Origin of the sequence: Novilysobacter selenitireducens, from assembly GCF_020026895.1 — a bacterium.
GTDB classification, from domain to species: domain Bacteria; phylum Pseudomonadota; class Gammaproteobacteria; order Xanthomonadales; family Xanthomonadaceae; genus Lysobacter_C; species Lysobacter_C selenitireducens.
Window position 1 is genome coordinate 668576 of sequence record NZ_JAINZW010000001.1, and the last position, 26285, is coordinate 694860.

Consider the following 26285-nt stretch of genomic DNA (forward strand, 5'->3'; position numbering starts at 1 on the left):
TCAGCCGCGATCGTGGAACCGTTCGCCCGCGTACCCGGTCGATCGCGGCTGAAGCCGCTCCTACAAAGGTGTCGGGTTACGCCACCGCCGGCGGCAGGTGGTGGTCGCCGCGGTACGGCGGGGTCGCCATCACCATCTCGGCCAGGCTGTGGGCGAGCTCGCGCTCGGCCATCACCGCGGCGTCGGCGCCGTGCTCCAGCAGGTGCTTGACCTCGGCATCGGAGTGCGCGCGCGCCACGATGGTGAGCCCCGGGTTGAGCTTGCGCAGGTTGGCGATCACCTCGCCGGCCTCGAGCACGTTCGGGATCGCCACCAGCACGGTCTTGGCGCGCTCGGGTTGGGCCTCGAGCAGCACCCGTTCGTTGACGGCGTTGCCACGGATGGCGGGCAGGCCGGCCTCGCGCGCGCGGTCGACCAGGTCGTCCTCGCCGTCGATCACCACCACCGGCACCTGCTTTTCCGTCAGCAGGCGGCCCAGCTCGCTGCCCACGCGGCCATGGCCGATCAGGATCACGTGGTTCTCGATGTCGTCGGGGATGGGCGGGATCATCATCGGCTGAGGCGACGTGTCGATGCCCGCCGATTCCTCCCGCGCCTGGACGCGCTTGATCCAGGCGAACAGCAGCGGGTTGACGATGATCGACATCAGCGCGCCAGCCAGAATCAGGTCCTGACCCGTCTCGGGCAGGACGTCCAACGCCACGCCCAGGCCGGCGAGGATGAAGGAGAACTCGCCGATCTGCGCCAGCGCGGCGGAGATCACCAGCGCGGTGGAATTGGGCTTGCCGAAGGCGCGCACGATCACCCACGCGGCCGCCGACTTGCCCAGCACGATGATGCCGAAGGTCGCCAGCACCTCCAGCGGCATGATCACCAGGATCATCGGGTTGAACAGCATGCCCACCGACACGAAGAACAGGACCGCGAACGCATCGCGCAGCGGCAGCGTGTCGTTGGCCGCCTTGTGGCTGAACTCGGATTCGTTGAGCAGCATGCCGGCAAAGAACGCACCCAGCGCGAACGACACCCCGAACATCTCCGCCGAACCGAACGCCACGCCCAGCGCGATGGCGAGCACGCACAGCGTGAACAGCTCGCGCGAGCCCGTCCCGGCGACGCGCTCGAGGATCCACGGGATGACCCGGCGACCGATGATCAGCATGAAGGCGACGAAGCCGCCGACCTTGAAGAACGTGGTCAGCAGCGCGCCGCCGATGTCCCCGCTGGCACCTTCGTCGCCGCGCAACACGCCGGCCATCGCCGGAAGCAGGACCAGCGCCAGGACCATCGCCAGGTCTTCGACGATCAGCCAGCCGACCGCGATCCGCCCGCGCTGGGTTTCGACGACCCGCATCTCCTCCAGCGCCCGGAGCAGCACCACGGTGCTGGCGACCGACAGCGCCAGGCCGAAGACGATGCCGGCGCCATGGGTCCAGCCCAGGAAGCGCGCCAGGGCCCAGCCCATTACGGTAGCGACGGCGATCTGCACCACCGCGCCGGGCAACGCGATCGCCTTGACCGACAGCAGGTCGCGCAGCGAGAAGTGCAGGCCGACGCCGAACATCAGCAGGATCACGCCAATCTCGGCCAGCTGCGGCGCCAGCTCCTGGTCGCCGACGAACCCCGGCGTGAACGGGCCGGCGATGATGCCGGCCACCAGGTACCCCACCAGCGGCGACAGCTTCAACCGCTGCGCCAGCGACCCGAAGATGAACGCAAGCACGAAGCCTGCCACCAGGATCGCGATCAGTGAGGTGTGGTGGGGCATTGGCGTTCCTTGGCGTGGATCGGTTCAGGATGTGGGCGGAGCGATGGTGACGCAAGGCGTGGGGCCGGTTCCGCCACGGTCGGCACGTACAATGGCCGGATGATTGCTTTCCGAGATTTCGCCCTCCGGCGCGGCGAACGCCTGCTCCTGTCCAACGTCGACCTCGCCCTGCACGCGGGGTGGCGCGTCGGCGTGATCGGCCGCAACGGCACCGGCAAGTCGTCGCTGTTCGCCGCCATCCAGGGCGAGGTGGAGGCCGACCGCGGCGACATCGACGTACCCAGCCGCGTGCGCATCGCCAGTGTTGCCCAGGAAACCCCCGCGCTGGACGACCGCGCGCTGGATTTCGTGCTGTCGGGCGACGCCCCGGTACACGCTGCGCTGCAGGCCGAGGCCACCGCCTTCGCCAACGAAGACTGGGAGGCCGTCGCCGAGGCCCACCACCGCATCGAGGAACTGGGCGGCTACGACGCCACCGCCCGCGCCGGCAAGCTGCTGCACGGCCTGGGATTCTCGCCCGAGACGCATGACCGGCCGGTCAAGGCGTTTTCGGGCGGCTGGCGCGTGCGCCTGAACCTGGCGCGCGCGCTGATGACGCCCTCGGACCTGCTGCTGCTGGACGAGCCGACCAACCACCTCGACCTCGACGCCGTGCTGTGGCTCGAGCAGTGGCTGCTGCGCTACCCGGGCACGCTGCTGCTGATCAGCCACGACCGCGAGTTCCTCGACGGCGTCTCGACCCACACCCTGCACCTGCACGACGGCCGGGCGAAGCTCTACACCGGCGACTACACCGCGTTCGAGCGCCAGCGCGCCGAGCAGCTGCGCCAGCAGCAGATCGCCCACGACAAGGAACAGGTCGAGCGCGCCCACCTGCAGAGCTTCATCGACCGCTTCAAGGCCAAGGCCAGCAAGGCCAAGCAGGCGCAGTCGCGGATGAAGCGGCTGGAGAAGCTGGCCGGCACCGAGGCGGTGCGGGTGGAGCGCGCGCTGCGCATCGAGTTCCCGGTGCCCGACCGCTTGCCCCATGCGCTGCTGCGCTTGGCGGATGCCGATTGCGGGTACGTTTCCAAGCCCCTCTCCCCTCGGGAGAGGGGTGGGGGTGAGGGTTCGGCGGAGCGGCAGGATGAACCCGGCCCCGCACCCTCATCCGGTCCTTCGGACCACCTTCTCCCGGAGGGAGAAGGGCTCGGTAGCACCACCATCCTCCAGGACGTCGGCTTCATCCTCGAAGCCGGCGACCGCGTCGCGTTGCTCGGCCCCAACGGCGCCGGCAAGTCGACGCTGGTGAAGTCGCTGGTCGGCGAGCTGCCGCTGCTGTCGGGCGAACGCAGCGGCCATCCGGACCTGCGCATCGGCTACTTCGCCCAGCACACGGTCGAATCCCTGCGCGAGGGCGCCAGCCCGATGGACCACCTCGGCGACATCGCCCCGGGCGTGGGCAGCCAGCCGCTGCGCGACTTCCTGGGCAAGTGGAACTTCCCGGGCAACCGCGCATTCGAGTCGGTCGATGGCTTCTCCGGCGGCGAGCGCGCGCGTCTGGCGCTGGCGCTGATCGCCTGGCGCAAGCCCAACGTGCTGCTGCTGGACGAACCCACCAACCACCTCGACCTCGACATGCGCGAGGCCCTGGCCGAGGCGTTGAGCGACTTCGACGGCGCGATCGTGCTGGTCAGCCACGACCGCCACCTGATCGGCCTGGTCTGCGACACCTTCTGGCGCGTGGCCGATGGCCAGGCGCTGCCGTTCGACGGCGACCTGGACGAATACGCCAGCTGGCTGCGCACGCGCGACTCCAGCAACGACGGCAAGCCGGCGAAGGCAGCGGTGCCCGCACCGGCCGCCGCGGCAAAGCCCGCGCAGCCTGCAACGCCGCGCCGCAAGGCCAACCCGGTCAAGGTCGCCGCCGCCGAGTCGCGCGTGGCGACGCTGGAAGCGCAACTGGCCGAGGTCGAAGCCGCGCTCGGTGAGCCGGCCGCCTATGCCGGTGGCGGCGAACGCGCGGCTGAACTCGGCCGCGAACAGGCCCGCCTGCGCGCGGAGCTGGACGCCGCCGAAGCGGCGCTGCTCGCGCTGTACGAGACCGACGCCGCCTGACCGGGGTTGCCCGGATCGCGCAGGCCCGCGACCATGCCTGCCGGTCCGGCGGGCACAGGCGTCCATGAGCAACGAACTGATCTACCTGCTGCTGATCTTCGCCCTGCTGGTCATCCCGAGGGCGCTGCAGCGGTTCAAGCTGCCCGCGCCGATCACCTGCCTGCTGCTGGGCGTGGGCGCGATGCTGCTGTGGGGCGAGCGCACGCACGACCCGGTGGTCGTGCTGCTGTCGACGCTGGGCATCTCCTCGCTGTTCCTGTTCGCCGGCCTCGAAGTGGATCCGACGCAGCTGCGGCGTGGACTGCGACCGCTGCTGGCGCACCTCGTGGTGCGCAGCATCTCGCTGGTGGCTGTCGCCTGGTTGGGCTGGGAGTTGCTGGACCTGGCCTGGCAGCCGGCCGCGCTGGTCGCACTTGCGCTGCTGACGCCCTCCACCGGCTTCATCCTCGACACGCTCGAGCGCCTGGGTCTGGACGAGGAGGAGCGCTTCTGGGTCACCAGCAAGGCGATCGCCGGCGAACTGCTGGCGCTGGTGGTGCTGTTCGTGGTGCTGCTGGCTGATGACCCGGTGCAGCTGGGCGTGTCGTCGCTGGCGATGGTCGGGCTGATCATCGGCCTGCCGCTGCTGTTCGTGGCGCTGGGCCGCTGGGTGATGCCGCATGCGCCGGGCTCGGAGTTCTCGCTGCTGGTGATGGTCGGCATGGTCGCCGCCTACGTGACCTACAAGCTGGGCGTGTACTACCTGGTGGGCGCGTTCGTGGCCGGGCTGGCGGCGCGGCTGTTGCACCGCCGGATGCCGCGGCTGGCGTCGGACGACAACCTGCACGCGCTGCGGCTGTTCGCCAGCTTCTTCGTGCCGTTCTACTTCTTCCATGCCGGCACCGGCATCGTGCGCGACGCGCTGAGCTGGGATGCGTTGTGGATGGGCCTGGGATTGACCGCGGTGGTGGTGCCCGCACGCGTAGCGGTGGTGTGGGCGCAGCGCCGGCTGATGTTCGGCCAGCGCGGGCGCGGCAACCTGCGGGTGTCGGTGGCGCTGGCGCCGACGCTGGTGTTCACGCTGGTGCTGGCGCACATCCTGCACGCGCGCTTCGGCATCGACAGCGCGCTGATGGGCGCGCTGATCCTCTACACCGTGCTCAATACGATGCTGCCATCGCTGCTGCTCAAGGGCCCGTTCGATGTCGACCCGATGGACTCGCGCCTGTCGCGGCATCCGGAGGACGTGCTGCCCGAACCGAACGCTGCGCCGGTGGCACCGCCCGCTCGTTGACCCGCCGATCGACGCGCTAGTCGACCCGCGCGGTTGACCTGCGCCGCCGGGCTGTGTTCCGGTGGACCGCGTTTTCGCAACGGAGCGGGTGATGGGGACCCTGCACGCCTTCGACTACGCGGTGCTCGCGCTGTACGTGCTGGTGCTGCTGGCCATCTGCTGGCGGGTATCGCGGCGCAGCCCCGATGCCGACGAGCTGTTCCTGGCCGGGCGCACGCTCGGGGCCGGCGTCGTGGGCCTGTCGCTGTTCGCGTCCAACATCTCCTCGACCACGCTGATCGGCCTGCCCGGCGCGGCATGGTCGTCGGGTATCGCGGTGGCCAACTACGAGTGGATGGCGGCGCTGGTGCTGCTGTTCTCGGCGTTGTTCGTGGTGCCGGTGCTGCTCGGCAACCGCGTCACCACCGTGCCGGAACTGCTCGAGCGGCGCTTCGACGCGCGCCTGCGCAAGTACCTGTCGGCGGTGAGCGTGTTCCTGTCGATCGTGCTGGACACCGCGGGCAGCCTGTTCGCCGGCGCACTGGTGCTGCAGGTGTTCTTCCCCGCGCTGTCGCTGGCGCCGACGATCGCCGTGCTGGCGTTGTTCGCGGGGCTCTATACGGCCGCTGGCGGCCTGCGCGCGGTGGTCTACACCGACGCGCTGCAGTCGGTGGTGCTGCTGGTGGGTTCGGCGGTGCTGGCGACGGTGGTGTTCGCGCAGTTCGACTACTCGTGGGCCGCCGTCGTGGCCTCGGTGCCGGACGGGCACATGTCGCTGATCCGGCCGCTCGACGATCCCGAGCTGCCGTGGCTCGGCACGTTGATCGGCCTGCCCGTGCTCGGCTTCTACTACTGGACGATGAACCAGTACGTCAGCCAGCGGCTGCTGGGCGCGCGCAGCGTCGAGGCCGCCGGGCGGGGTGCGTTGCTGGCGGCGGCACTGAAGCTGTTGCCGTTGTTCCTGATGGTGCTGCCCGGCGCGATGGCGGTGGCGCTGCTGCCGGACCTGCAGCGCGGCGACGAGGTCTTCCCGCGCCTGGTGGGCGAGTACGCGCCCGTGGGGCTGGCCGGCCTGATCCTCGCGGGCCTGCTGGCGGCGATCATGTCGAGCGTCGATTCGGCGCTCAACTCCGCCTCGACGCTGATCACGGTCGACTTCATCCAGCCGCGCAGGCCCCGGCTGGACGCGCGCGCGCTGGCGCGCATGGGCCGCATCATCACGCTGGTGCTGATGGTGCTGGCGGCGATGTGGGCGCCGATGATCGACCGCTTCCCCGGCCTGTTCGCCTACCTGCAGCAGACCTTCGCCTACGTGACCCCGCCACTGGTCGCGGTGTTCCTGCTGGGCCTGTGGTGGAAGCGGCTGGCGGCGACCGCGGCGCTGCGCGCGCTGGTCACCGGCCACGCGGTCAGCGTGGCGTGGTTCGTGTCCGACCAGCTGGGTTGGGTGTCGCTGCATTTCACCGTCGTGGCGGGCGTGCTGCTGGCGTTGACGGCAGTGGCCGCGATCGCGTGGCAGGCCGTGTCCAGGACGTCGCCACGCTCCGATCAGCTGGGCGCCGTCGATGCCACGCGCGCGCCGCAGCCGTCGCGGCGGCTGCAATGGGCGTGCGCGGCGCTCGTCGCGGTCACGCTCGCGCTCGTTGTTGCCTTCTGGTGAGGCCTGCCCCTGTAGGAGCGGCTTCAGCCGCGATCGCCTTCCCGGGAGCCCACACCTGTAGGAGCGACGTGAGTCGCGACCTTCGATCCGGGTGTGTTGCTACGCGGTCGCGACTTACGTCGCTCCTACAACGGTTGCGCGCCTCTGCGTCGCGCTGCGGGTGCGTCGCTTGTCCCGGTCGTGATCGCGGCTGAAGCCGCTCCTACAAGGGGTGGATTGATGGCGCACGGAGTGTGCGCCACCGGTCCACCGCTCACCGTTCGCCGGTCATGCAGACGCTTGCGCCACCTCGTTGCTCGGCATCGCGTAGCGGTGCTCGCCGGCGCCGCTGCCGGCGGCATCCACGGCGTCAAGGAAGTCGTGGCCCCAGCGCTCGACGTCGTAGCGGGTGACGATGTCCATCAACTGGCGCTGGCGGCCGTCGGCCTCGTCGGTGGGCATCGCCAGCGCCTGCGACAGTCCGGCCATCAGGTCCGCCGGGTCGTGCGGGTTGGTCAGCACCGCGCCCTTGAGCTCGGCGGCGGCGCCGGCAAATTCCGACAGCACCAGCACGCCGGACGTCCCGGCCATGCCGTGCGCGGCGATGAACTCCTTGGCGACCAGGTTCAGGCCATCGCGCAGCGGCGTGATCCACATGACGTCGGCGGCGGCGTAGTGCGCCAACACCTGCTCGAACGGCAGGCCGCGCGCGAAGAACCGCACCGGCGACCAGCCCAGGTCGGAATAGCGGCCGTTGATGCGGCCCACCGCCTGCTCGATCTGCGTCTGCAGCTGCCGGTAGATCGTCATTTCCTTCGCCGCCGGCACGCACACCATCAGCAGCGTGACTTCACCGCGCAGCTCGGGCTGGTGTTCCAGCAGCCGCTCGAACGCCAGCAGCTTCTCCAGCGTGCCCTTGGTGTAGTCCAGCCGTTCGATCGACAGCACCAGCTTGCGGCCGGCGAATTCCTCGCGGATCTTTCGCATCCGGTCCTGCACGTCCGGCTGGGTGAGCCCATCGCGGATGCGGGCCAGATCGGTGCCGACCGGGTGCGCGCCCAAACCGATCTCCCGGTCGCCGACGCGGATGCGGGTGGTCACCGTGTCCAGGCCGACCGCGCAGCCGTAGGTCAGGAAGCGCGGTGCGCAGCTCTCGCGGTCCAGCGTTTCCACCGGCATCGCGCCGCGCACGACGTCGACGAAGTTCTCGACCTGCCTCGGGATGTGGAAGCCGACGTAGTCGCACTGCAACAGGCTGCCCAGGATCTCACGCCGCCACGGCACCACGTTGAACACGTCGGCCGACGGGAAGTAGGTGTGGTGGAAGAAGGCGATCTTCACGTCCGGGCGCATCTCGCGCAGGTACGCCGGCACCATCCACAGGTTGTAGTCGTGCAGCCACACCGTGGCGCCCTCGGCGGCCTCGGCGGCGGTGGTCTCGGCGAACTTGCGGTTGACCTTCAGGAAGGTTTTCCAGTCCTCTTCGCGGAACCGGGCACGCTCCCAGAAGGTGTGCAGCATCGGCCAGAAGGCCTCTTTCGAGAACCGCTTGTAGAACGAGTCCACTTCCGCCTTGGACAGCTTGACGCGCGCCGCCGTCAGGTGGGGATAGCGTGCCTCGTCGACCGGCGTGCGCTCCTCGAACGCGCCCAGTTTCGGGTCGTCGATGCTCCATGCCACCCACGAGCCCTTGCGCCCGCTCCCGAAGAATCCCAGCAGGCTGGGGATGATGCCGTTGGGCGAGGTCGGGCGGCGACGCTTGCGCACGCCGTCCTCGACGTACTCCTCGTAGGGCAGGCGGTGGTAGACCATCACCAGCTCGGACTTGCCGACATCGCGCGACTTGGGCGCGCGCCGGTGCGGGTCGTCCGCGGCCAGCAGGTCGAAATGGTCGATCGCCTCGAGGATGCCGCCGCAGCCGGGTGACTTGGCGTGCAGCACGTTGGCCAACTGCTGCGTGGCACGCACCAGCGCCGGCTCCGAGCGGCCAACGGCCACGCCCTGGAAGCCGGCGGTGAACATCGACAGGTCGTTGAGCGTGTCGCCGGCCACCAGCACGCAGCCATGCGGGACGTCGAGGTGCTCAGCCAGTGCCGCCAGCGTGCGGCCCTTGTCGGTGTCCGGCGGCAGGATGTCGAGGTAGCGGTCGGCCGAGTACAGGACCGAACACTTGAGCGCACGCGCGGCGGACTCGACCTCGCTGCGGATCTCGTCCAGTGCCCGGGGCTCGCAGAAGTACGAGCAGCGCCGCTCCTGCGGCACGTCCTGCCGCACCAGTCCGGGGAACCCGCCGATGGCGTCGGCCACGGCGTGCTCGCCCGGCCAGCGGGCGTCGATCTCCGCCTGCAGTGGTTGCACGGGCTGCAGCGTCAGTCCGTCGACCACGGTCGCGCCGACATCGCAGATGACGAAGTCCGGGCGCGGCAGGATCGGGTCCGACAGCAGCGGCATGACGTGCTCCAGCCCGCGCCCGGTGACGAACACCAGGCTGATCTCGGGGTGGCGGTCGACCAGCCGGTAGAGCTTCTGCCGGTGCTCGGCGTCACCGGCCAGGAACGTGCCGTCCAGGTCGGTGGCGAGCATCAATCGCGGCGCGGCGTGGGTGCCGGCGCGCGCCGTGTCGGGCGAAGCAGGGGAGGGGGTGCGGGGTGCGGTGCGGGTGGAAGTCAACGGCATGCCTTTCAGTTCGAATGGGGGTTCGGGGTCGGATCCTCGGGGTGTGAGGGAAGCGGTTCGGGGTGGTCGGATTCGGTTTCCGGCAGCAGCTCGAGCGCGGCCGGGGTCGTGCGCAACATGGCGTGGAACTGGGCCGGGTGCGCCAGCGTGCGACGGCGCAACAGCCGGCGACCGGCGGCGACAGCGGCCAGCACGGCCAGCGTCGCGGCGAAGAACGTCGGCAGCGCGACCGGGCCGAAGCGGCCCATCGCGGCGCCGGCCAGCGCCGGGCCCAGCGCCGAGCCCACGCCGTTGACCAGCAGCAGGCTGCTGCAGCCGGCCAGCAGGTGCTCGGCGGGCAGGTGGTCCAGCAGGTGCGCCACGCAGATCGGGTACAGGGCGAACGAAAGCCCGCCGAACGCGAAGAACAGCGTGAACAGCAGGCCCCGGTCCTGCGCGCCGGTGGCCGCCATCGCGGTCGCCACGACCGCGGCCGCCAGGCTCACCATCGCCAGCGTCGTGCGCCGGTCGCTGCCGTCGGAGAGGTGGCCGATCGGCCACTGCAGCAGGGCGCCACCGACGATGGTCGCGCTCATCAGCGCGGCGATGCCGGGCGTGTCCAGTCCGATCCGGGTCGCGTAGACAGCGCCCAGGCCCCAGAACCCGCCCATGGCCAGCCCCGCGAGGAACGAGCCGGCCGTCGCCGCCGGCGCGGTGCGGTACATCGCCGCCAGGGCCAGCCGCGGACTGGGCGGCAGTTCGGGTTGGACCATGCGGCTGGCCGTCACCGGCAGCGCGGCCAGGCAGATGAGGATGGCCACCAGGCTGAACAGCACGAAGCCCGTCGGTGACGCCAGGCCCAGCAGCCATTGGCCGCCGGCCAGCGCCAGCAGGTTGATCGCCATGTAGACGGCAAATACCCGGCTGCGCTCGGCGGGCGCGGCCTGGGCGTTGAGCCAGCTCTCGATGACCGTGTACAGGCCGACCAGCGCCGCGCCGGTCAGCACCCGCAGGCCGCCCCAGGCCCACGGGTCGACGAGGATGGGATGCAGCAGCACCGCGCTGGCGCACAGCGCGGCGTAGAAGGCGAAGGCGCGGATATGGCCGATGCGCTGGATCAGCCGGGGAGCGGCGTAGGTGCCGAGGAAGAAACCGACGAAGTAGCCCGACATGATCAGGCCGAGCGTCTGGTCGCTGAAACCGGCTTCCCGGCCCCGCACGGCCAGCAGCGTGCCCAGCAATCCACTCCCCGCCAGCAGCAGGGCCACGCCCGCCAACAGGGCGGCCAGGGGTCGGACAGCTGAGATCATCGCTCCTGCGGGTGGCCTCGTGAACCAGCCGCGCATTCTAACATGTTGATAGATCAGGGGAAAATCGAGGTGCCCTGCGGCTCGGTCCCAGGGTGGGTGGAGCGAAGCGATACCCGCCATGACGTCTCCCGCTCACGGCGACGCCCGTCCGGCTTCGCCGGGCCCGTAGCAACGCCGCGAACGTCAAGATGGATCCCGGCTTTCGCCGGGATGACGGTGTCGGGGGATTCCGGGCGGTTGGGGTCGAAGGCAGATGCCCTGCACTTCGATCGCCCGGGAGAGGTATGAAGCACTCAATCCCGCAGGAAGTACTCCACCGTCGTCACCACCCGCACCGTCTTGACCTGCGGGCTGCCCTGGTCGCGGTCGGTGATCGACACCACGCCCTGGTTGGCGTTGCGGATCCCGCCCAGGCGCGCGCCGGAGTCCTTGGCGAATTGCTCGGCCGAGGTGCGCGCGGCGCTGGTGGCCTCGGCAATCAGTCCGGGCTTGATCGCATTGAGCTGGGTGTAGTCGAACTGCGGCTGGCTGCCCTCGCCGATCATCACGCCGCGCGCGACCAGTTCGCCGCTGCGGCGCAGGGCGGCCAGCGCCTCGTCGACGCGGCCGGTGCGCAAGGTGACGGTGGTCGAGTAGCGGTAGCGCTCGGGCGGGCGCTGGTCGCCGTAGGCGTAGGCGAAGCGGTCCTCCAGGCGCGGCGGCGACACGACGATCTCGTCGCCCTTGAAGCCGGCCTGTTCGAAGAAGCCGCGGATCGTCTGCGTGTTCGTGTCCAGCGCCTGCTGGACCTGCGTCAGGTCGTTGCCGCCGACGGTGTGCGGCAGCGGCCACACCACCAGGTCGGCGGCCACCTCGCGCTCGGCCGAGCCTTTCACCACCACGAACCGGTCGCCGGTGCGCAACCGCTCCATGCCCTGGGCCGCGAACCAGCCCGCCAGCGCCAGGCCGACGGCGACCAGCGCGCCGGCGATCATCAGGCCCAGTGGCGAGCGGGCGCGGTCGTAACGGTGCGATTCGGTCATGGCGGCGGTCCGGCGTGGGCGGTCGGGCGAGGATAACGCCGCCCCGCGCCTTGAAAGGCCGCCCGCCGCCCCCACCCGTGGGCCACCCGTCAGGTTTCGAAACCCGCCCCATGCCGATCTATGCCTTCGAGTGCGCCGCGTGCGGCCACACCTTCGACCGCCTGCAGAAGCTGTCCGACGCCGATCCCACCCAGTGCCCGGAGTGCGCCGAGCCGCAGGTGCGCCGCCAGCTGACCGCGCCGCAGTTCCGCCTGGCCGGCGGTGGCTGGTACGAGACCGACTTCAAGAAGGATGGCGACAAGAAGCGCAACCTGGCCGGCGATGCCGGGGGCGACAAGGCGAAGTCGGGCGGCGAGTCGACGGCGACCGCGGCCAAGGCGGATGCCAAGCCGGGCAAGGCGGCGGAGGCCAAGCCTGCTGCGCCGGCGAAACCGGCGACGCCGTCCAGCTGATCGGCCTTCCGTAGGAGCGGCTTCAGCCGCGATCCGCGCGTTCAATCATGGACGTTGTAGGAGCGACGTAAGTCGCGACCGGCGTCCCATCCCGGTTTGCGCGGTCGCGACTTACGTCGCTCCTGCATGTGGACCTTGGGAGTGCGGATCGCGGCTGAAGCCGCTCCTACAACAGCTAGAGGGAGGCGGTGGCGCGGCTGGCCGTCGCCGCGGCGCTGACGAACACCGCGCTGCAGCCGCGGTCGACCCAGACCACGCCGTTGCGGTGGCCCCAGTTGCCGCCTTCCACGCACATCACCTCCGATACCTCGTGGGACAGCCGGGCGGCGCCACGGAAGGGAAGCGTGCATTCGCGGTAGCCCAGACCCGGGCTGTCGCAGCGGACCTGGGCCGATTCGGCGGCGGGGTCCAATGCGGCATCGGATGCGTCGGCGCCGGGTGGCGCGACGATGGTCAGGCCGACCCGCATCGTGCCGCGCGACGCGCCCGCCAGCATCGGCCCGGCGTGGCGCAGCAGTCCCGGCGCCGAGGCGGCGGGCAGATCCGAGCCCACCGCCCGGGGTGCATCGACCCGGGCGCCGGCCAGCAACGGGACGGCACACAACGCCAGCGTCAGCATCCCGGAGCGGAGCGTGCGTGCGGTCGTCATGGGCCTTCTCCCTGGTGCCGGCCCGCCGTCGGGGGCGTGCCGTGCTGCTGGTCCGGAACTTGCCTTTCACTTTCCTCAGCGACTGCCCCCGGGATTTCTTGAGGGCGGCGGCCATGGGCGTTTCCGAAACCGCAACGGGCGTCTCACTTCGTGTGCGACACGGTCTGCAGGCCGGGGGCCGGTCTCCAGCGCCCGTGGCCGCACGCTTGGGCGACGCGGGATCGACCCCGGCCCGCCGCACGGCCGGCAACGAGCCGCTAAAATGGCGCGTCGTGTTGCGCGCCCGCCTGCCTGGCGCGTGTTCATCGGCACGCCCGGCACCGCCGGGGTGCCGTCATCCGGAGCCCCCATGCGTACCCATTTCTGTGGCCTCGTCGACGAGCGCCTGATCGGCCAGACCGTGACCCTCTGCGGCTGGGCCGACGTCGCCCGCAACCTCGGCGGCCTGTGCTTCATCGACCTGCGTGACCACGAGGGCATCGTCCAGGTCGTGGCCGAGCCGTCCGACGTCGACGGCAATGCCGCGGTGATCGCGGCCGCCGCCCAAGTCGGCTACGAGGACTGCCTGCGCATCACCGGCACCGTGCGCAAGCGCGAGTCGGTCAACAACAAGATCCGCACCGGCCAGGTGGAAGTGGTGGCCACGGCCATCGAGGTGCTCAACAAGGCCGAGCCGCTGCCGTTCCACGCCCACGAGAACCCGGGCGAGGACATCCGCCTGAAGTATCGGTATCTCGACCTGCGCACGCCTGGGATGCAGCGCAAGATGCGCACCCGCACGAAGCTGGTGCAGGCGCTGCGCCGCTGGCTGGACGCGCGCGGTTTCCAGGACATCGAAACGCCGATCCTGACCAAGGCCACGCCCGAGGGCGCGCGTGACTTCCTGGTGCCGGCACGCATGCACCCGGGCGAGTTCTACGCGCTGCCGCAGAGCCCGCAGTTGTTCAAGCAGATCCTGATGATGGCGGGCTTCGACCGCTACTACCAGATCGCGCGCTGCTTCCGCGACGAGGCGCTGCGCGCCGATCGCCAGCTGGAGTTCACCCAGCTCGACATGGAGTTCGCGTGGGTGTCCGAGCGCGACGTGCAGGACACCGTCGAGCAGATGATCCGCGAGGTGTTCGTCGAGGTGATGGACGTGGAGCTCGGTGAGTTCCCGCGCATGACGTACGCCGAGGCGATGCGTCGCTATGGCTCGGACAAGCCCGACCTGCGCATCGACCTGGAGCTGACCGACATCGCCGAACTGGTGAAGGGCTGCGAGTTCAAGGTGTTCACCGACTGGGCCAATGCCGAAGGCGGGCGCGTGGTCGCGCTGCGCGCACCGGGCGCGGCGTCGCTGTCGCGCAAGCAGATCGACGACGTGGCCGCGCATGCCGCCAAGCACGGCGCCAAGGGCCTGGCGTGGATGAAGGTCGAGACGGCCGGGCAGGGCGCGAGCGGGGTGAACTCGCCGATCGCCAAGTTCCTGGACGACGCCACGGTCGATGCCATCGTGGCGGCCGCGGGCGCGCAGGCCGGCGACCTGCTGCTGTTCGGCGCCGGCCCATACAACACCGCGTCGGACTTCATGGGCGCGGTGCGCCTGAAGCTCGGCCGCGACCTCGGCCTGGTCGGCGAGGGCTGGAAGCCACTGTGGGTCACCGACTTCCCGATGTTCGAGTGGGACGAGGAGGCGCAGCGCTACGTCGCATTGCACCACCCCTTCACCGCGCCGGCGGTGGACGATGTCGCCGACCTGCGTGCCAACGCCCGCACCGCGGTCAGCCGTGGCTACGACATGGTGCTCAACGGCAACGAGATCGGCGGCGGTTCGATCCGCATCCACCGCCCGCAGATGCAGGCGGCGGTGTTCGACTTGCTGGGCATCGGCGCTGAGGAGCAGCAGGCCAAGTTCGGCTTCCTGCTGGACGCATTGAAGTACGGCGCGCCGCCGCACGGCGGCATCGCCTTCGGCATCGACCGCATCGCCGCGCTGATGGCCGGCACCGAGTCGATCCGCGACGTCATCGCTTTCCCCAAGACCACCGGCGCGCAGTGCCTGATGACCGACGCGCCGTCGCCCATCGACGCCGCGCAGCTGGCCGAAGTGCACGTGGCGGTGCGGCCCAAGGCGAGCTGACCTGCATTTGTAGGAGCGGCTTCAGCCGCGATCGCATCCTCGACTCCGTTGTAGGAGCGACGTAAGTCGCGACCGCAACACCCCGATCGCCTGCGCCGGTCGGGACTCATGTCGCTCCTACAGGTGGGGCATTCGCTGGAGATGGAGATCGATCGCGGCTGAAGCCGCTCCTACGCCCGGAGAAAGTCCCCTTGGGGGACAATTGCCTGATGATCGAACAGCTGCCCCTCGCCATCCGCCGCGCCGGCCCCGACGACGCGGCCGTGCTGTCACAGCTTGCCGCGCGCACCTTCACCGAAACCTTCGGCCACCTGTACCCGCGCGAGGACCTCCGGGCCTTCCTCGACGAGGCCTATGCCGTCGGGCGGCAGGCGACGATCCTGTCTCATCCCGATTACGCGGTCTGGCTGCTGGAGGACGACGGCGTGGCGGTCGGCCACGTCGCCGCGGGCCCGTGCGGGCTGCCGCATGCCGAAGTGCAGGCCGGGGACGGCGAGATCAAGCGCCTGTACGTGCTGGCTTCCCACCAGAACGGCGGCTGGGGTGGGCGGCTGTTCGACACCGCACTGAGCTGGCTGCTGCGCGACGGCCCGCGGACGCTGTGGGTCGGCGTGTGGTCCGGCAACGCTGGGGCGCAGCGCTTCTACGCGCGCCACGGGCTCGAGCACGTCGGCGACTACATCTTCCCCGTCGGCCGGGTGCGCGACCACGAGTTCATCCTGCGCCGACCCGCGGACGCGCCTGCGTGAGCAGGCCGGTCGTCCTCGTCCACGGCCTGTGGATGCCGCGCGTGTCGATGCTGCCGCTGGCGCGACGGCTGCAGCGCGCCGGTTTCGCGCCGCGCCTGTTCGGCTACTCCACCGTCGCCGGCGGACCCGAGGCCGCGGTGCCGCGCCTGGCGGCGATGCTGCGCGACGGTGCCGACGTGGTCGCCCACAGCCTCGGCGGGCTGGTGACCCTGACCGCGCTCCAGCGCGAACCTGGACTCCCGGTCCAGCGCGTCGTGTGCCTGGGCTCGCCTCTGTGCGGCAGCGCCGCGGCCAAGGGGCTGTCGGCGCGGCATGCGTTTGCCGCCACGCTGGGGCGCAGCGCGGACCTGCTACGCAGCGGCTGCCAGCCCTGGGACGGAGAGGCGCAGGTGGGCGTGGTGGCCGGGCGCACGCCGCTGGGCCTGGGCCAGTTTTTCGGCAGCCTGCGCGACGTGAGCGACGGCACCGTCGCCGTTGCCGAAACCCGGCTGGCGGGGCTGGCCGACCACGTGGTGGTGCCGGCCAGCCACAGCGGCCTGCTGCTGTCCCCGCTGGCCGCGGCGCAGGCGGTCGCGTTCCTGCGGTCGGGCCGATTCGAGCACCGGGCCTAATGCGGTCCGTATAATCGCCGGTCGCTCCGACGCAACAGGTTCATCGACGCATGGCCGGCCATTCCAAATGGGCCAACATCCAGCACCGCAAGGGCGCGCAGGACGCCAAGCGCGGCAAGATGTTCACCAAGATCATCCGCGAGATTTCCGTGGCCGCCCGCAGCGGTGGCGGCGACCCGGCCAACAACCCGCGCCTGCGCACCGCGCTGGACAAGGGGCTGGGCGCGAACATGTCCAAGGACGTGCTCGAGCGCGCCATCAAGAAGGCGACGGGTGAGCTGGAAGGCGTCAACTACGAGGAGATCCGCTACGAGGGCTACGCCCCGGGCGGCGTCGCGGTGATCGTGGACTGCCTGACCGACAACAAGGTCCGCACCGTGGCCGACGTGCGCCACGCCTTCGGCAAGTTCGGCGGCAACCTGGGTACGGACGGCTCGGTCGCCTTCATGTTCAACAAGACCGGCGTGCTGAGCTTCGCGCCCGGCGCCGACGAGGACGCGGTGACGGAAGCCGCCATCGAGGCCGGCGCCGACGACGTAGTGGTGTACCCGGACAACGGCGCGATCGACGTGCTGACCTCGCCGGACGCCTTCGAGGCGGTCAAGGCCGCGATGCTGGCCGCCGGGCTGGAACCGGCGCAGGCCGAGGTCACCTGGCGCGCCGACAACGACATCGCCGTCAGCGGCGAGACCGCGCAGCAGGTCGTCAAGCTGCTTGACTGGCTGGAAGACCTCGACGACGTGCAGAACGTCTATTCCAACGCCGAACTGGGCGAAGACGCGTACGCTTGAGCGCAGGCTCGGCCAACACGGGTGCACACCATCACTTCCATTGACGCCGTCGACGCGGCCCGGGTCGGCCGGGACGCATGATCCGCATCCTCGGTATCGACCCGGGTTCGCAGCGCACCGGCATCGGCGTGATCGACGTGGCTGGCGACGGGCGCTGCACCTACGTGCACTGCGAAGCGCTCAAGCTGCTCGACGCCGACGACTTCCCGGCGCGGCTCGGCCTGCTGTGCGAGGGGCTGGAGCGCGTGCTGGACGAATGGCAGCCGCAGCACGTCGCGATCGAAACCGTGTTCATGGCCAAGTCCGCGACGTCCGCGCTGAAGCTCGGCCACGCCCGTGGCGCCGCGCTGGCGACGGTGGTGCGGCGGCGGTTGAAGGTCAGCGAGTACGCGCCGCGCGTGATCAAGCAGTCGCTGGTCGGGCGCGGCGCCGCCGAGAAGGACCAGGTGCAGCACATGGTGCGGCTGCTGCTGAACCTGCCCGCGATGAAGCTGCAGGCCGATGCCGCCGACGCCCTTGCCGTCGCCCTTACCCACGCACACATGAGCGCCACCGCCGACCGCACCGGCGTGAGCGTGGCGATGTTGAGGCGCCGTTGATGCGCCGTCGCATCCATCTGCCCCTTTCCCTGCGAATGCAGGGGTGCGAGACAAAGACAGGAGCCACCCCATGATCGGACGCCTCAAAGGCATCGTCGTGCACAAGCAACCGCCATGGCTGGTGGTCGACGTCAACGGCGTGGGCTACGAGCTGGAAGCGCCGATGAGCACGTTCTACGACCTGCCCGAGCTGGGTCGGGAGGTGTCGCTGTTCACGCACTACGCGCAGAAGGAAGACAGCGTGTCGCTGTACGGCTTCCTGCGCGAGGCCGAGCGCCGCCTGTTCCGCGACGTGCAGAAGGTCACCGGCATCGGCGCGAAGATCGCGCTGGCCGTGCTTTCGGGCATGCCGGTGGACGAGTTCGCGCGGCTGGTGCAGGCGGGCGACGTCACCGCGCTGACGCGCATCCCCGGCATCGGCAAGAAGACCGCCGAGCGCATGGTCGTCGAGCTGCGCGACCGCGCCGCCGACCTGGCCGGCGCGGGCGCCACCCTCGGTGGCCAGGGAATGCCGGGCGACGCCCAGTCCGAGGCGGTGATCGCCTTGCAGCAGCTGGGCTACAAGCCGGCCGAGGCGGCGCGCATGGCCCGTGACGCCACCGAGGCGGGCGACGATGCCGCCACCATCATCCGCAAAGCGCTGAAATCGGCGCTGCGCTGACTTTCCGAAGTTCCAACAGACCAGGACGGCCCATGGCCACCGCCACCAACACGCCCCGGCACGAACAGGCCGGCAGCCACACCCACGGCAACGTCGGCCTTGCCGGCTTGATGGTGGGCGCGATCGGCGTCGTGTTCGGCGACATCGGCACCAGCCCGCTGTACACGATCCGCGAGGCGTTCTCGCCGCACTACGGCCTGGTGGCCGACCACGACACCGTGCTGGGCGTGCTGTCGATGGTGTTCTGGTCGCTGATGCTGGTGGTCACGCTGAAATACGTGACCATCATCATGCGGGCCGACAACGAGGGCGAGGGCGGCATCATGGCGCTGATGGCGCTGGCCCAGCGCAGCCTCGCGTCGGGATCGCGGTCGGCGTACCTGGTGGGCATCCTCGGGATTTTCGGGGCGTCGCTGTTCTTCGGCGACGGCGTGATCACGCCGGCGATCTCGGTGCTGTCGGCCGTGGAGGGCCTGGAGGTGGTCGCGCCCCAGCTGCACGACTGGATCATCCCGGTCACGTTGTTGGTGCTGGTGAGCCTGTTCGCCACCCAGCGCTACGGCACGGCCAAGGTCGGCCGCGTGTTCGGGCCCATCACCGTCACCTGGTTCGTGGTGCTGGCCGTGCTGGGCGTGGTCAACATCCTGCACGAGCCCGAAGTGCTCAACGCCATCAACCCGTGGTGGGCGATGCGCTTCTTCTACGAGCACAGCCTCGGTGGCGTGTTCATCCTCGGTGCGGTGGTGCTGGCGGTAACGGGCGGCGAGGCCATCTACACCGACATGGGCCACTTCGGCGCCAAGCCCATCCGCTATGCGTGGTACTTCTTCGTGCTGCCGGCGTTGATGCTCAACTACCTGGGCCAGGGCGCGCTGGTGCTGGAAGACCCGACCGCCATCCGCAACCCGTTCTACATCGGCGTGCCCGAATGGGGCCGCTGGCCGATGATCGCGCTGGCCACCGCTGCCACGGTGATCGCGTCGCAGGCGGTGATCACCGGCGGCTTCTCGGTGGCGCGCCAGGCGATGCAGCTGGGGTACATCCCTCGCATGGAGATCAAGCACACCTCCAGCGACACCATCGGCCAGATCTACATCCCCGGCATCAACTGGATGATGATGGTGATTGTCATCCTGCTGGTGCTGACCTTCCGCACCTCGTCCAACCTGGCGACCGCGTACGGCATCTCGGTGTCGATGACGATGCTGATCGACACGCTGCTGCTGGCGATCGTCGCGCGCGCGCTGTGGCCGCGCTGGCGCCTGTGGGTGCTGCCGCTGTGCGTGGTGTTCCTGGTGGCGGACGTCGCGTTCGTCATCGCCAACGGTGCCAAGATCCTGCAGGGCGGCTGGTTCCCGGTGATCCTGGGCATCGTGCTGTTCACCCTGCTGCGCACCTGGCGGCGCGGGCGCAAGCTGCTGCGCGACGAGATCCAGAAGGAAGGCATCCAGCTCGGCACCTTCCTGCCGGGGCTGATGCTCGCGCCGCCGGTGCGGGTGCCGGGCACCGCGGTGTTCCTCACCGCCGACCCCAACGTCGTGCCGCATGCGCTGATGCACAACCTCAAGCACAACAAGGTGCTGCACGAGCGCAACGTGTTCCTGACGGTGGAGACGCTGGACGTGCCCTATGCGCACCGGCGGCTGAAGATGGAAGCCATCGGCGACGAGTTCCACCGGGTGATCGTCCGCTTCGGCTTCATGGAAACGCCGGACGTCCCGCTGGCGCTGATGCGCAGCTGCGACCAGGGCGGCATCTATTTCGACCCGATGGACACCACCTACTTCGCCAGCCGCGAGACGATCGTGGCGATGGCCAAGCGCGGCATGCCGATCTGGCGCGACCGGCTGTTCGCCGTCATGCACCGCAATGCCGCCTCCGCGACCGGCTTCTTCCGCATTCCCGGCAACCGCCTCGTGGAACTGGGCGCGCAGGTGGAGATCTAGCGCCGGCGGCCGGCTGCGCGCGAGGCGTCAGTCGAGCGCGGCGAAGGTTTCCACGTGGCCGGTCGGGCCGGACACGATCAGCAGGTCGCCATGCTCGATCAGGGTGTCGGCCTTGGCATAGGTGAAGTCCAGCCGCGCCCGCTTCACGCCGACCACGGTCACGCCGTACTTGCTGCGCAGCGCCGACTCGCTGAGTGTCTTGCCATGCGACTCGCGCGGCGCGCGCGTTTTGGCGATCGCGAAGCCATCGTCGAACTCGATGAAGTCGATCATCCGGCCCGTGACCAGGTGGGCGACGCGCTCGCCCATCGCCGCCTCCGGGTAGACCACGTGGTGCGCACCGGTGCGCTCCAGGATGCGGCCGTGCTTTTCGGTGGTCGCCTTCGCCCAGATGTCGCCGATGCCGACCTCCTCCAGCGCCAGCACGGTCAGCACGCTGGCTTCTACGTCACTGCCGATGCCGACCACCGCGCGTGAGAACTCGCCCACGCCCAGCTGTCGCAGCACGTCGCTGCGCGTGCTGTCGGCCTGCACCACGTGCGTGAGGCGGCTGGCCCAGTGCTGCACGACGGCGGCGTCCTCGTCGATGCCCAGCACCTCGTGCCCGAGCCGCAGCAGCGAGTCGGCCACCGCGCTGCCGAAGCGGCCCAGCCCGATGACGACCACGCTGTCGGTGTGTACCGCCTTGTGCTGCTTAGCCAACGATGGGGTGCTCCTCTGGATAGCGATAGGCGCGCGGACGGCTGCGCAGCGCCAGGGCAGTGGCGACGGTGATGGTACCGACGCGGCCGATGAACATGAGTGCCACCAGCACCAGCTGCGCGGCTGGCGGCAGTTGCGCGGTGATGCCGGTGGACAGCCCGACGGTGGCGAAGGCCGAGATCGCCTCGAACATCAGCACCTCCAGCGGCAGCGCGGTCAGCGCCATCAGCGCCAACGTCGCGAACGCCAGCAAGGCCATGCCGAGCAGCGCCACCGTCAGGGCCTGGCGCTGCGCGTCCACGGCGATGCGCCGGTTGAAGGCGGTGACGTCGCGCTGGCCGCGGACTTCGGCCCACACCACGAAGCCCAGCAGGAAGAACGTCGTCACCTTGATGCCGCCCGCGGTGCCGGCGCTGCCGCCGCCGATGAACATCAGCACGTAGTGGATCGCCCAGGTTTCCGACGCCATCGCGCCGACGTCCAGGGTATTGAACCCCGCGGTGCGCGCGCTGACGGAATGGAATGCCGCACCCAGCAGCTTGCCGACCAGCCCGTGCCCGCCAAGCGTGTGGTGCCACTCCAGCGCCAGGATGGCCCCCATCCCCGCGACCAGCAGGAACGCGGAACCGGCCAGGGTGATGCGCGTGTGGACGGACCACTTCGACCAGCCGCCGCGCTGGCGGTGCATTTCGAACAGCACCGGAAAGCCGACGCCGCCGATCATGATCGCCAGCATCACCGGCAGTAGCACGACCGGGTCGGTGGCGAAGCCCACCAGGCTGTCGGAGTACGTCGAGAGGCCGGCATTGTTGAATGCCGACACCGCATGGAAGACGCCATTCCACAGCGCGCGGCCAAGCGGCTGGCCATGGCCGACATGGAATTGCAGAGTCAGCACCGCCGCAGCCGTGGCCTCCACCGCCAGCGTCACCGCCAGGATCAGCTTGAGCACGCCCATCACGTCGCCCAGCCCGAGGCTGCGCGTCTCGGCCTGGGCCACCAGGCGCGTGGCCAGGCGCAGGCGTTGGGACACGAGTAGGCCGAGCAGGGTGGCGCCGGTCATGATGCCGAAGCCGCCCACCTGGAACAGCAGCAGGATCACGCCCTGGCCGAAGGGCGACCACGCGGTGCCGGTGTCGACCACGGCCAGGCCTGTGACGCATACCGCCGAGGTCGCGGTGAACAGTGCGGTGAGCCACGGCGAGTTGCCGTCGGCCGCCCACGCGCCCGGAAGCATCAGCAGGCCGGTGCCCAGTGCGATGGCGGCAAGGAACGCCAGCGGCACAAGCCGGGCGGGGTGTTGGATCCCGTGTCGCATCCGGTCGTGGGTCAACGCGCTCCTGGGCGCGGCGTGTGGCGCGCGGATTGTGCCACCGCCCGCCGCCGCCCGCGAACGCTGCCGGCCGTGTGCCGCGCGTGCGACCATGCACGCCATGACCGACGACCGCATCATCGCGCCCGCCGCCACCCGCGAGGACGACCTGGCCGAGGCGTCCATCCGCCCGCGCGTACTGGACGAATACCTCGGCCAGCAGCCCGTCCGCGAGCAGATGAAGATCTACATCGAGGCCGCCAAGGGCCGCGGCGAAGCCCTCGACCACGTGCTGATCTTCGGCCCGCCCGGGCTGGGCAAGACCACGCTAAGCCACGTCATCGCCAACGAGCTGGGCGTCAACCTGCGCGTGACCTCCGGCCCGGTGATCGAGAAAGCCGGCGACCTGGCGGCGCTGCTGACCAACCTGCAGCCTCACGACGTGCTGTTCGTCGACGAGATCCACCGCCTCTCGCCCGTGGTCGAGGAGGTCCTGTACCCGGCGATGGAGGACTTCCAGATCGACATCATGATCGGGGAAGGCCCCGCGGCCCGCTCGATCAAGCTCGACCTGCCGCCCTTCACGCTGATCGGCGCCACCACCCGCGCCGGCCTGCTGACCGCGCCGCTGCGCGACCGCTTCGGCATCGTCCAGCGCCTGCAGTTCTACAGTGCCGAGGAGCTGACGCGGATCGTGCGGCGCTCAGCGCAGATCCTGGGGATCGAGTGCGAGCCCGACGGCGCAAGCGAAATCGCCAGGCGCTCCCGCGGCACCCCGCGCATCGCCAACCGGCTGCTGCGCCGCGTGCGCGATTTCGCGCAGGTGCGTGCTGGTGGACGCATCGACCGTGCCACCGCCGATGGCGCGATGGCGATGCTCAAGGTCGACCCGGAGGGCTTCGACGAGCTGGACCGGCGCCTCCTTTCGACGATCATCGAGTCGTTCAACGGCGGGCCCGTGGGCGTGGAATCGCTGGCGGCGGCGCTGAGCGAGGAGCGCGGCACGCTGGAGGATGTGATCGAGCCCTTCCTCATCCAGCAGGGGTACCTGGTGCGCACCGCACGGGGTCGCGCAGCGACACCCAAGGCCTACCGCCACATGGGCCTGGAGCCGGTCGGCCGCGACGCCTCGCTGTTCTGACCTCCCGCTGCCGGGCACCAACCGGGTGCGGACGGGCAGCGATCACAGCCGACGGAGCAACTTCAAACAATGTTCAGCCTTCCGGTGCGCGTTTACTGGGAAGATACCGACGCTGGCGGGGTGGTCTACCACGCGCAGTACCTGGCGTTCCTGGAGCGCGCGCGCAGCGAATGGATGCGCGCCAACGGGTATGGCCAGGACCGGCTCCGGCAGGAGCACGACCTGGTGTTCGCCGTGCGTGCGATGGCGGTGGACTTCCTCAAGCCGGCCCGGCTGGACGATGCGCTGCAGGTCACCGCGCAGTTGCGCGACTGCCGGCGCGCCAGCGCGGTGTTCGACCAGGCCGTATTGCGCGACGGCGTGACCCTGCTGACGGCGCAGGTGCGCGTCGCGGCGCTGGACGCCGGCGGGTTCCGCCCCAAGGCGATCCCGGCCGGGCTGCACACACAACTCAAGGCGTTGGAGCGCCCCGCCTGAAGGGCGCGCGATAACCGGACAACGGCCCCCGGGCCCGGAGAACCACTGGCATGACCGCAACGATGACCGCCCTGCTGGCCACCACCGTCGAGCCGCTGCCCGAGGAGGCCGTGGGAGCCGTGGCCGAATCGGCGGCATCCGCCGCCGCCTCGGCGCCCGCCGCGCTGGGCAACGACCTGGACCTGCTGCAGCTGGTCCTGCACGCCTCGATCCCGGTGCAGCTGGTGATGGTGCTGCTGCTGGCGGCGTCCATCGCGTCCTGGGTGATCATCTTCCGCAAGAAGAAGGTGCTCGACCGCGCCGAGCGCGAGGCCGACCAGTTCGAGGAGCGCTTCTGGTCGGGGGCGGAGCTGTCCAAGCTCTACGCCGGGTCCACCGGCCGCAACCGCGAGATCGGCGGGCTGGAAGCGATCTTCGAGGCCGGCTTCCGCGAGTTCGGGCGCCAGCGCCAGCGCCGCGGCGCCGACAGCCGCATGCAACTGGAAGGCGCGCAGCGCGGCATGCGCGTGGCGTCGGCGCGCGAGATCGACGGGCTGGAGCACAACCTGGAATTCCTCGCCAACGTCGGCTCGATCGCGCCCTACGTCGGCCTGTTCGGCACCGTCTGGGGGATCATGATTTCGTTCCAGGGCCTGGCCAACATGAAGGAGGCGACCATCGCCACCGTCGCGCCGGGCATCTCCGAGGCGCTGATCGCCACCGCGATGGGCCTGTTCGCCGCGATCCCGGCGGTGTGGGCGTACAACCGCTTCGCCACCAAGGTCGACCGCATCAGCGTGCGCTACGAAGCCTTCTCCGAGGAGTTCTCCTCGATCCTGGAGCGCCAGTCGCACACCGACGACACCCCGGCCGCCGCGCCGAACGTGCCGCTCCGCTGACCCGCATGGCCCGTCTCGGGCGTTGAACGCAGCCACACGAGAGAACCGCCATGTCCGCCATCGCCTCGCGCCGCCACCGCAAGCGCAAGCTCAAGGCCGAAATCAACGTCGTGCCGTACATCGACGTGATGCTGGTGCTGCTGATCATCTTCATGGTCACCGCGCCGCTGTTGAACCTGGGCGTCGATATCGAACTGCCGCAGTCCAACGCGAAGTCCATGCAGGAAAAGAAGGACCCGGTCATTGTCAGCGTCGACCCGGCCGGGAACTATTTCCTGACGGTGGAGGCCGGCAGCAACGAGGCCGTCACCCGCGACACCCTGCTGGCCAAGATGCGCGCGATCGTCAACCAGAACCCGCAGGTGCCGGTCTTCGTGGCCGGTGACGGTTCGGCCAACTACCAGAAGGTCATGGATGCGATGGTGCTGCTGCAGGAAGCCGGCGTCGAGCGTGTCGGCCTGATGAGCCAGCCCAACGGCGAAGGCGGCGAGTAATGCGGGAATCGCGCGTCGATACCGCGCAGGCCGTCGTCCTCGCGATCGGGTTGCATGCGCTGCTGCTGGCCGTGCTGTTCTTCGGCATGTGGTTCAGCTCAACCCGCGAGCAGGTGTCGGCGGCCGGTTCGCCGATCTCGGCCGAGCTGATCGATGCGGCCGCGCTGTCGGAGGCGATGCAGCAGACCCTCGAAGACCGGCCCGAGCCGGCCGTCGAGCCGGTGCCCGAACCCCAGCCGGAACCGGTTCCCGAGGACGCGGCCCCCTTGCCGCAGCCCGTGCCCGAGCCGGTGCCGGAAGACGCGCCGACGCCGCCCCAGACTGTGCCGCAGGAGTTCCTGACCGACCCGGACACCGAGAGCCGCGACGCCGTCACCGACCAGCCCACGCCGACCCCGACCGACGAGCGCGAACTGCAGGAGGAGCGCCGCCGTCAGGAGCAGGTCGACCTGACCGAACAGCGCCGCCAGCAGGAGGCCGAGCGCCAGCGCCGGCTCTCGGAGATGGAGCGGGAGCGCCAGCAGCAGTTGGCCGATATCCGTCGCCGGCGTGAGGCCGCAGCACGCGAGGCCGCGCAGGCGCAGGCGCAGCTGGAAAAGATCGCCGAGGCGCGCGCCCGCAGCGCCGCAGAGGCCGCCGCCAGCGCGCCGGCAGGCAACAACGGCGTCGATACGGATCTCTTGGCCCGGTACCAGGCGGCGATTCAAGCCGCCGTCCTCGCGAAATGGACCCGTCCGGAGACTGTGCCTCTGGGTGCTCGTTGCAAGCTGATCATCAGGCAGTTGCCGGGGGGCGAGGTCATGAGCGCGGAGGTTTCCAGCCCATGCGCCTATGACGAGCAAGGTCGTCGATCGATAGAAGCCGCAGTGCTCAAAGCGCAACCGTTACCTCATGCGGGGTTTGAGGACGTCTTCAATCGAACACTTATCTTCACTTTTACCGCCCAAGACCGATGACC

23 protein-coding genes are annotated in these 26285 nt (G+C 69.9%); 16 read left to right on the forward strand and 7 right to left on the reverse strand.

Annotated elements, in window-relative coordinates; all coding sequences use genetic code 11:
- Positions 1–76: 76 nt before the first annotated feature.
- Positions 77–1768 (reverse strand): YbaL family putative K(+) efflux transporter, encoded by a 1692-nt coding sequence (ybaL, locus tag K6753_RS02985; RefSeq protein WP_223674684.1) that lies wholly within the window; start codon positions 1766–1768, stop codon positions 77–79.
- A 99-nt stretch (positions 1769–1867) separates the two neighbouring features.
- Between ybaL and K6753_RS02990 the strand changes: the two genes are divergently transcribed.
- The 3 genes from K6753_RS02990 to K6753_RS03000 all read left to right on the forward strand — a co-directional run bounded on the left by K6753_RS02990 (position 1868) and on the right by K6753_RS03000 (position 6777).
- Positions 1868–3865 carry an ABC-F family ATP-binding cassette domain-containing protein gene (locus K6753_RS02990; protein ID WP_223674685.1) on the forward strand — a complete coding sequence of 666 codons (1998 nt, stop codon included), beginning with the start codon at positions 1868–1870 and terminating at the stop codon, positions 3863–3865.
- 64 nt (positions 3866–3929) lie between these two features.
- Positions 3930–5138 (forward strand): cation:proton antiporter, encoded by a 1209-nt coding sequence (locus K6753_RS02995; protein ID WP_223674686.1) that lies wholly within the window; start codon positions 3930–3932, stop codon positions 5136–5138.
- A 91-nt stretch (positions 5139–5229) separates the two neighbouring features.
- Entirely contained in the window at positions 5230–6777 is a 1548-nt protein-coding gene (locus K6753_RS03000; RefSeq protein ID WP_223674687.1) for a sodium:solute symporter family transporter, read from the forward strand.
- A gap of 267 nt (positions 6778–7044) precedes the next feature.
- On the opposite strand, the gene ggpS is transcribed toward K6753_RS03000, so the two are convergent.
- The 3 genes from ggpS to K6753_RS03015 form a co-directional block, all read right to left on the reverse strand.
- Positions 7045–9432 carry a glucosylglycerol-phosphate synthase gene (ggpS, locus tag K6753_RS03005; RefSeq protein WP_223674688.1) on the reverse strand — a complete coding sequence of 796 codons (2388 nt, stop codon included), beginning with the start codon at positions 9430–9432 and terminating at the stop codon, positions 7045–7047.
- 5 nt (positions 9433–9437) lie between these two features.
- The gene (locus tag K6753_RS03010) at positions 9438–10721 is read right to left on the reverse strand and encodes an MFS transporter (RefSeq protein WP_223674689.1); all 1284 of its coding nucleotides are present in this window, start codon (positions 10719–10721) and stop codon (positions 9438–9440) included.
- Between the two features lie 293 nt (positions 10722–11014).
- Positions 11015–11743 carry an SIMPL domain-containing protein gene (locus K6753_RS03015; RefSeq protein ID WP_223674690.1) on the reverse strand — a complete coding sequence of 243 codons (729 nt, stop codon included), beginning with the start codon at positions 11741–11743 and terminating at the stop codon, positions 11015–11017.
- A 110-nt stretch (positions 11744–11853) separates the two neighbouring features.
- Between K6753_RS03015 and K6753_RS03020 the strand changes: the two genes are divergently transcribed.
- Positions 11854–12195, forward strand: coding sequence for an FmdB family zinc ribbon protein (locus K6753_RS03020; RefSeq protein ID WP_223674691.1), 342 nt, complete (start codon positions 11854–11856; stop codon positions 12193–12195).
- Positions 12196–12370: 175 nt separating this feature from the next.
- Here the strand turns inward: K6753_RS03020 and K6753_RS03025 are convergent, their stop codons facing one another.
- Complete coding sequence (locus tag K6753_RS03025) at positions 12371–12844, reverse strand: DUF3011 domain-containing protein (protein ID WP_223674692.1); 474 nt, start codon at positions 12842–12844, stop codon at positions 12371–12373.
- Between the two features lie 349 nt (positions 12845–13193).
- Here K6753_RS03025 and aspS point away from each other — a divergent pair, with 349 nt between their 5' ends.
- The 7 genes from aspS to K6753_RS03060 all read left to right on the forward strand — a co-directional run bounded on the left by aspS (position 13194) and on the right by K6753_RS03060 (position 20323).
- A complete protein-coding gene (aspS, locus tag K6753_RS03030; protein WP_223674693.1) occupies positions 13194–14966 on the forward strand; it encodes an aspartate--tRNA ligase in 1773 nt (590 codons plus the stop codon).
- Positions 14967–15175: 209 nt separating this feature from the next.
- Entirely contained in the window at positions 15176–15715 is a 540-nt protein-coding gene (locus K6753_RS03035; RefSeq protein WP_223674694.1) for a GNAT family N-acetyltransferase, read from the forward strand.
- A 32-nt stretch (positions 15716–15747) separates the two neighbouring features.
- The gene (locus K6753_RS03040; protein ID WP_223674849.1) at positions 15748–16326 is read left to right on the forward strand and encodes an esterase/lipase family protein; all 579 of its coding nucleotides are present in this window, start codon (positions 15748–15750) and stop codon (positions 16324–16326) included.
- A gap of 50 nt (positions 16327–16376) precedes the next feature.
- The gene (locus tag K6753_RS03045; RefSeq protein WP_223674695.1) at positions 16377–17117 is read left to right on the forward strand and encodes a YebC/PmpR family DNA-binding transcriptional regulator; all 741 of its coding nucleotides are present in this window, start codon (positions 16377–16379) and stop codon (positions 17115–17117) included.
- A gap of 77 nt (positions 17118–17194) precedes the next feature.
- Positions 17195–17716 (forward strand): crossover junction endodeoxyribonuclease RuvC, encoded by a 522-nt coding sequence (gene ruvC / locus K6753_RS03050; RefSeq protein WP_223674696.1) that lies wholly within the window; start codon positions 17195–17197, stop codon positions 17714–17716.
- Positions 17717–17786: 70 nt separating this feature from the next.
- On the forward strand, positions 17787–18377 hold the full coding sequence (gene ruvA, locus K6753_RS03055) for a Holliday junction branch migration protein RuvA (RefSeq protein WP_223674697.1): 591 nt from the start codon (positions 17787–17789) through the stop codon (positions 18375–18377).
- A 32-nt stretch (positions 18378–18409) separates the two neighbouring features.
- Positions 18410–20323: a potassium transporter Kup gene (locus K6753_RS03060; RefSeq protein WP_425492046.1), complete on the forward strand. Its 1914-nt coding sequence runs from the start codon at positions 18410–18412 to the stop codon at positions 20321–20323.
- A 27-nt stretch (positions 20324–20350) separates the two neighbouring features.
- Here K6753_RS03060 and K6753_RS03065 read toward each other — a convergent pair whose 3' ends face one another.
- Positions 20351–21025: a potassium channel family protein gene (locus K6753_RS03065; RefSeq protein ID WP_223674698.1), complete on the reverse strand. Its 675-nt coding sequence runs from the start codon at positions 21023–21025 to the stop codon at positions 20351–20353.
- Positions 21018–22523 (reverse strand): TrkH family potassium uptake protein, encoded by a 1506-nt coding sequence (locus K6753_RS03070; protein WP_343225651.1) that lies wholly within the window; start codon positions 22521–22523, stop codon positions 21018–21020. Before K6753_RS03070 ends, K6753_RS03065 begins: the two co-directional genes overlap by 8 nt.
- Between K6753_RS03070 and ruvB the strand changes: the two genes are divergently transcribed.
- The 5 genes from ruvB (at position 22459) to tolA (ending at position 26283) form a co-directional block, all read left to right on the forward strand.
- A complete protein-coding gene (ruvB, locus tag K6753_RS03075) occupies positions 22459–23478 on the forward strand; it encodes a Holliday junction branch migration DNA helicase RuvB (RefSeq protein ID WP_223674700.1) in 1020 nt (339 codons plus the stop codon). The genes K6753_RS03070 and ruvB overlap by 65 nt on opposite strands.
- Positions 23479–23547: 69 nt before the next feature.
- A complete protein-coding gene (gene ybgC, locus K6753_RS03080) occupies positions 23548–23955 on the forward strand; it encodes a tol-pal system-associated acyl-CoA thioesterase (RefSeq protein ID WP_223674701.1) in 408 nt (135 codons plus the stop codon).
- A 50-nt stretch (positions 23956–24005) separates the two neighbouring features.
- Positions 24006–24833: a protein TolQ gene (gene tolQ, locus K6753_RS03085; protein ID WP_223674702.1), complete on the forward strand. Its 828-nt coding sequence runs from the start codon at positions 24006–24008 to the stop codon at positions 24831–24833.
- 50 nt (positions 24834–24883) lie between these two features.
- On the forward strand, positions 24884–25327 hold the full coding sequence (gene tolR / locus K6753_RS03090) for a protein TolR (RefSeq protein ID WP_223674703.1): 444 nt from the start codon (positions 24884–24886) through the stop codon (positions 25325–25327).
- Positions 25327–26283, forward strand: coding sequence for a cell envelope integrity protein TolA (gene tolA, locus K6753_RS03095; RefSeq protein ID WP_223674704.1), 957 nt, complete (start codon positions 25327–25329; stop codon positions 26281–26283). The genes tolR and tolA overlap by 1 nt, the downstream gene beginning before the upstream one ends.
- The last annotated feature ends 2 nt before the right edge of the window (positions 26284–26285 follow it).

Excerpts from the sequence above, each read along its gene's own strand:
- ruvC (WP_223674696.1), top strand. The coding sequence starts at position 17,195 with ATGATCCGCATCCTCGGTATCGACCCGGGTTCGCAGCGCACCGGCATC.
- tolQ (WP_223674702.1), top strand. The coding sequence starts at position 24,006 with ATGACCGCAACGATGACCGCCCTGCTGGCCACCACCGTCGAGCCGCTG.
- K6753_RS03025 (WP_223674692.1), bottom strand. The coding sequence starts at position 12,844 with ATGACGACCGCACGCACGCTCCGCTCCGGGATGCTGACGCTGGCGTTG.
- K6753_RS03040 (WP_223674849.1), top strand. The coding sequence starts at position 15,748 with ATGCCGCGCGTGTCGATGCTGCCGCTGGCGCGACGGCTGCAGCGCGCC.
- K6753_RS03035 (WP_223674694.1), top strand. The coding sequence starts at position 15,176 with ATGATCGAACAGCTGCCCCTCGCCATCCGCCGCGCCGGCCCCGACGAC.
- K6753_RS03045 (WP_223674695.1), top strand. The coding sequence starts at position 16,377 with ATGGCCGGCCATTCCAAATGGGCCAACATCCAGCACCGCAAGGGCGCG.
- K6753_RS03020 (WP_223674691.1), top strand. The coding sequence starts at position 11,854 with ATGCCGATCTATGCCTTCGAGTGCGCCGCGTGCGGCCACACCTTCGAC.
- ybgC (WP_223674701.1), top strand. The coding sequence starts at position 23,548 with ATGTTCAGCCTTCCGGTGCGCGTTTACTGGGAAGATACCGACGCTGGC.
- ruvA (WP_223674697.1), top strand. The coding sequence starts at position 17,787 with ATGATCGGACGCCTCAAAGGCATCGTCGTGCACAAGCAACCGCCATGG.
- aspS (WP_223674693.1), top strand. The coding sequence starts at position 13,194 with ATGCGTACCCATTTCTGTGGCCTCGTCGACGAGCGCCTGATCGGCCAG.
- K6753_RS03010 (WP_223674689.1), bottom strand. The coding sequence starts at position 10,721 with ATGATCTCAGCTGTCCGACCCCTGGCCGCCCTGTTGGCGGGCGTGGCC.
- tolA (WP_223674704.1), top strand. The coding sequence starts at position 25,327 with ATGCGGGAATCGCGCGTCGATACCGCGCAGGCCGTCGTCCTCGCGATC.
- ruvB (WP_223674700.1), top strand. The coding sequence starts at position 22,459 with ATGACCGACGACCGCATCATCGCGCCCGCCGCCACCCGCGAGGACGAC.
- K6753_RS03070 (WP_343225651.1), bottom strand. The coding sequence starts at position 22,523 with ATGGACGCCTCGGCCAGGTCGTCCTCGCGGGTGGCGGCGGGCGCGATG.
- ybaL (WP_223674684.1), bottom strand. The coding sequence starts at position 1,768 with ATGCCCCACCACACCTCACTGATCGCGATCCTGGTGGCAGGCTTCGTG.
- K6753_RS03000 (WP_223674687.1), top strand. The coding sequence starts at position 5,230 with ATGGGGACCCTGCACGCCTTCGACTACGCGGTGCTCGCGCTGTACGTG.
- K6753_RS03060 (WP_425492046.1), top strand. The coding sequence starts at position 18,410 with ATGGCCACCGCCACCAACACGCCCCGGCACGAACAGGCCGGCAGCCAC.
- K6753_RS03015 (WP_223674690.1), bottom strand. The coding sequence starts at position 11,743 with ATGACCGAATCGCACCGTTACGACCGCGCCCGCTCGCCACTGGGCCTG.
- ggpS (WP_223674688.1), bottom strand. The coding sequence starts at position 9,432 with ATGCCGTTGACTTCCACCCGCACCGCACCCCGCACCCCCTCCCCTGCT.
- K6753_RS02990 (WP_223674685.1), top strand. The coding sequence starts at position 1,868 with ATGATTGCTTTCCGAGATTTCGCCCTCCGGCGCGGCGAACGCCTGCTC.
- tolR (WP_223674703.1), top strand. The coding sequence starts at position 24,884 with ATGTCCGCCATCGCCTCGCGCCGCCACCGCAAGCGCAAGCTCAAGGCC.
- K6753_RS02995 (WP_223674686.1), top strand. The coding sequence starts at position 3,930 with ATGAGCAACGAACTGATCTACCTGCTGCTGATCTTCGCCCTGCTGGTC.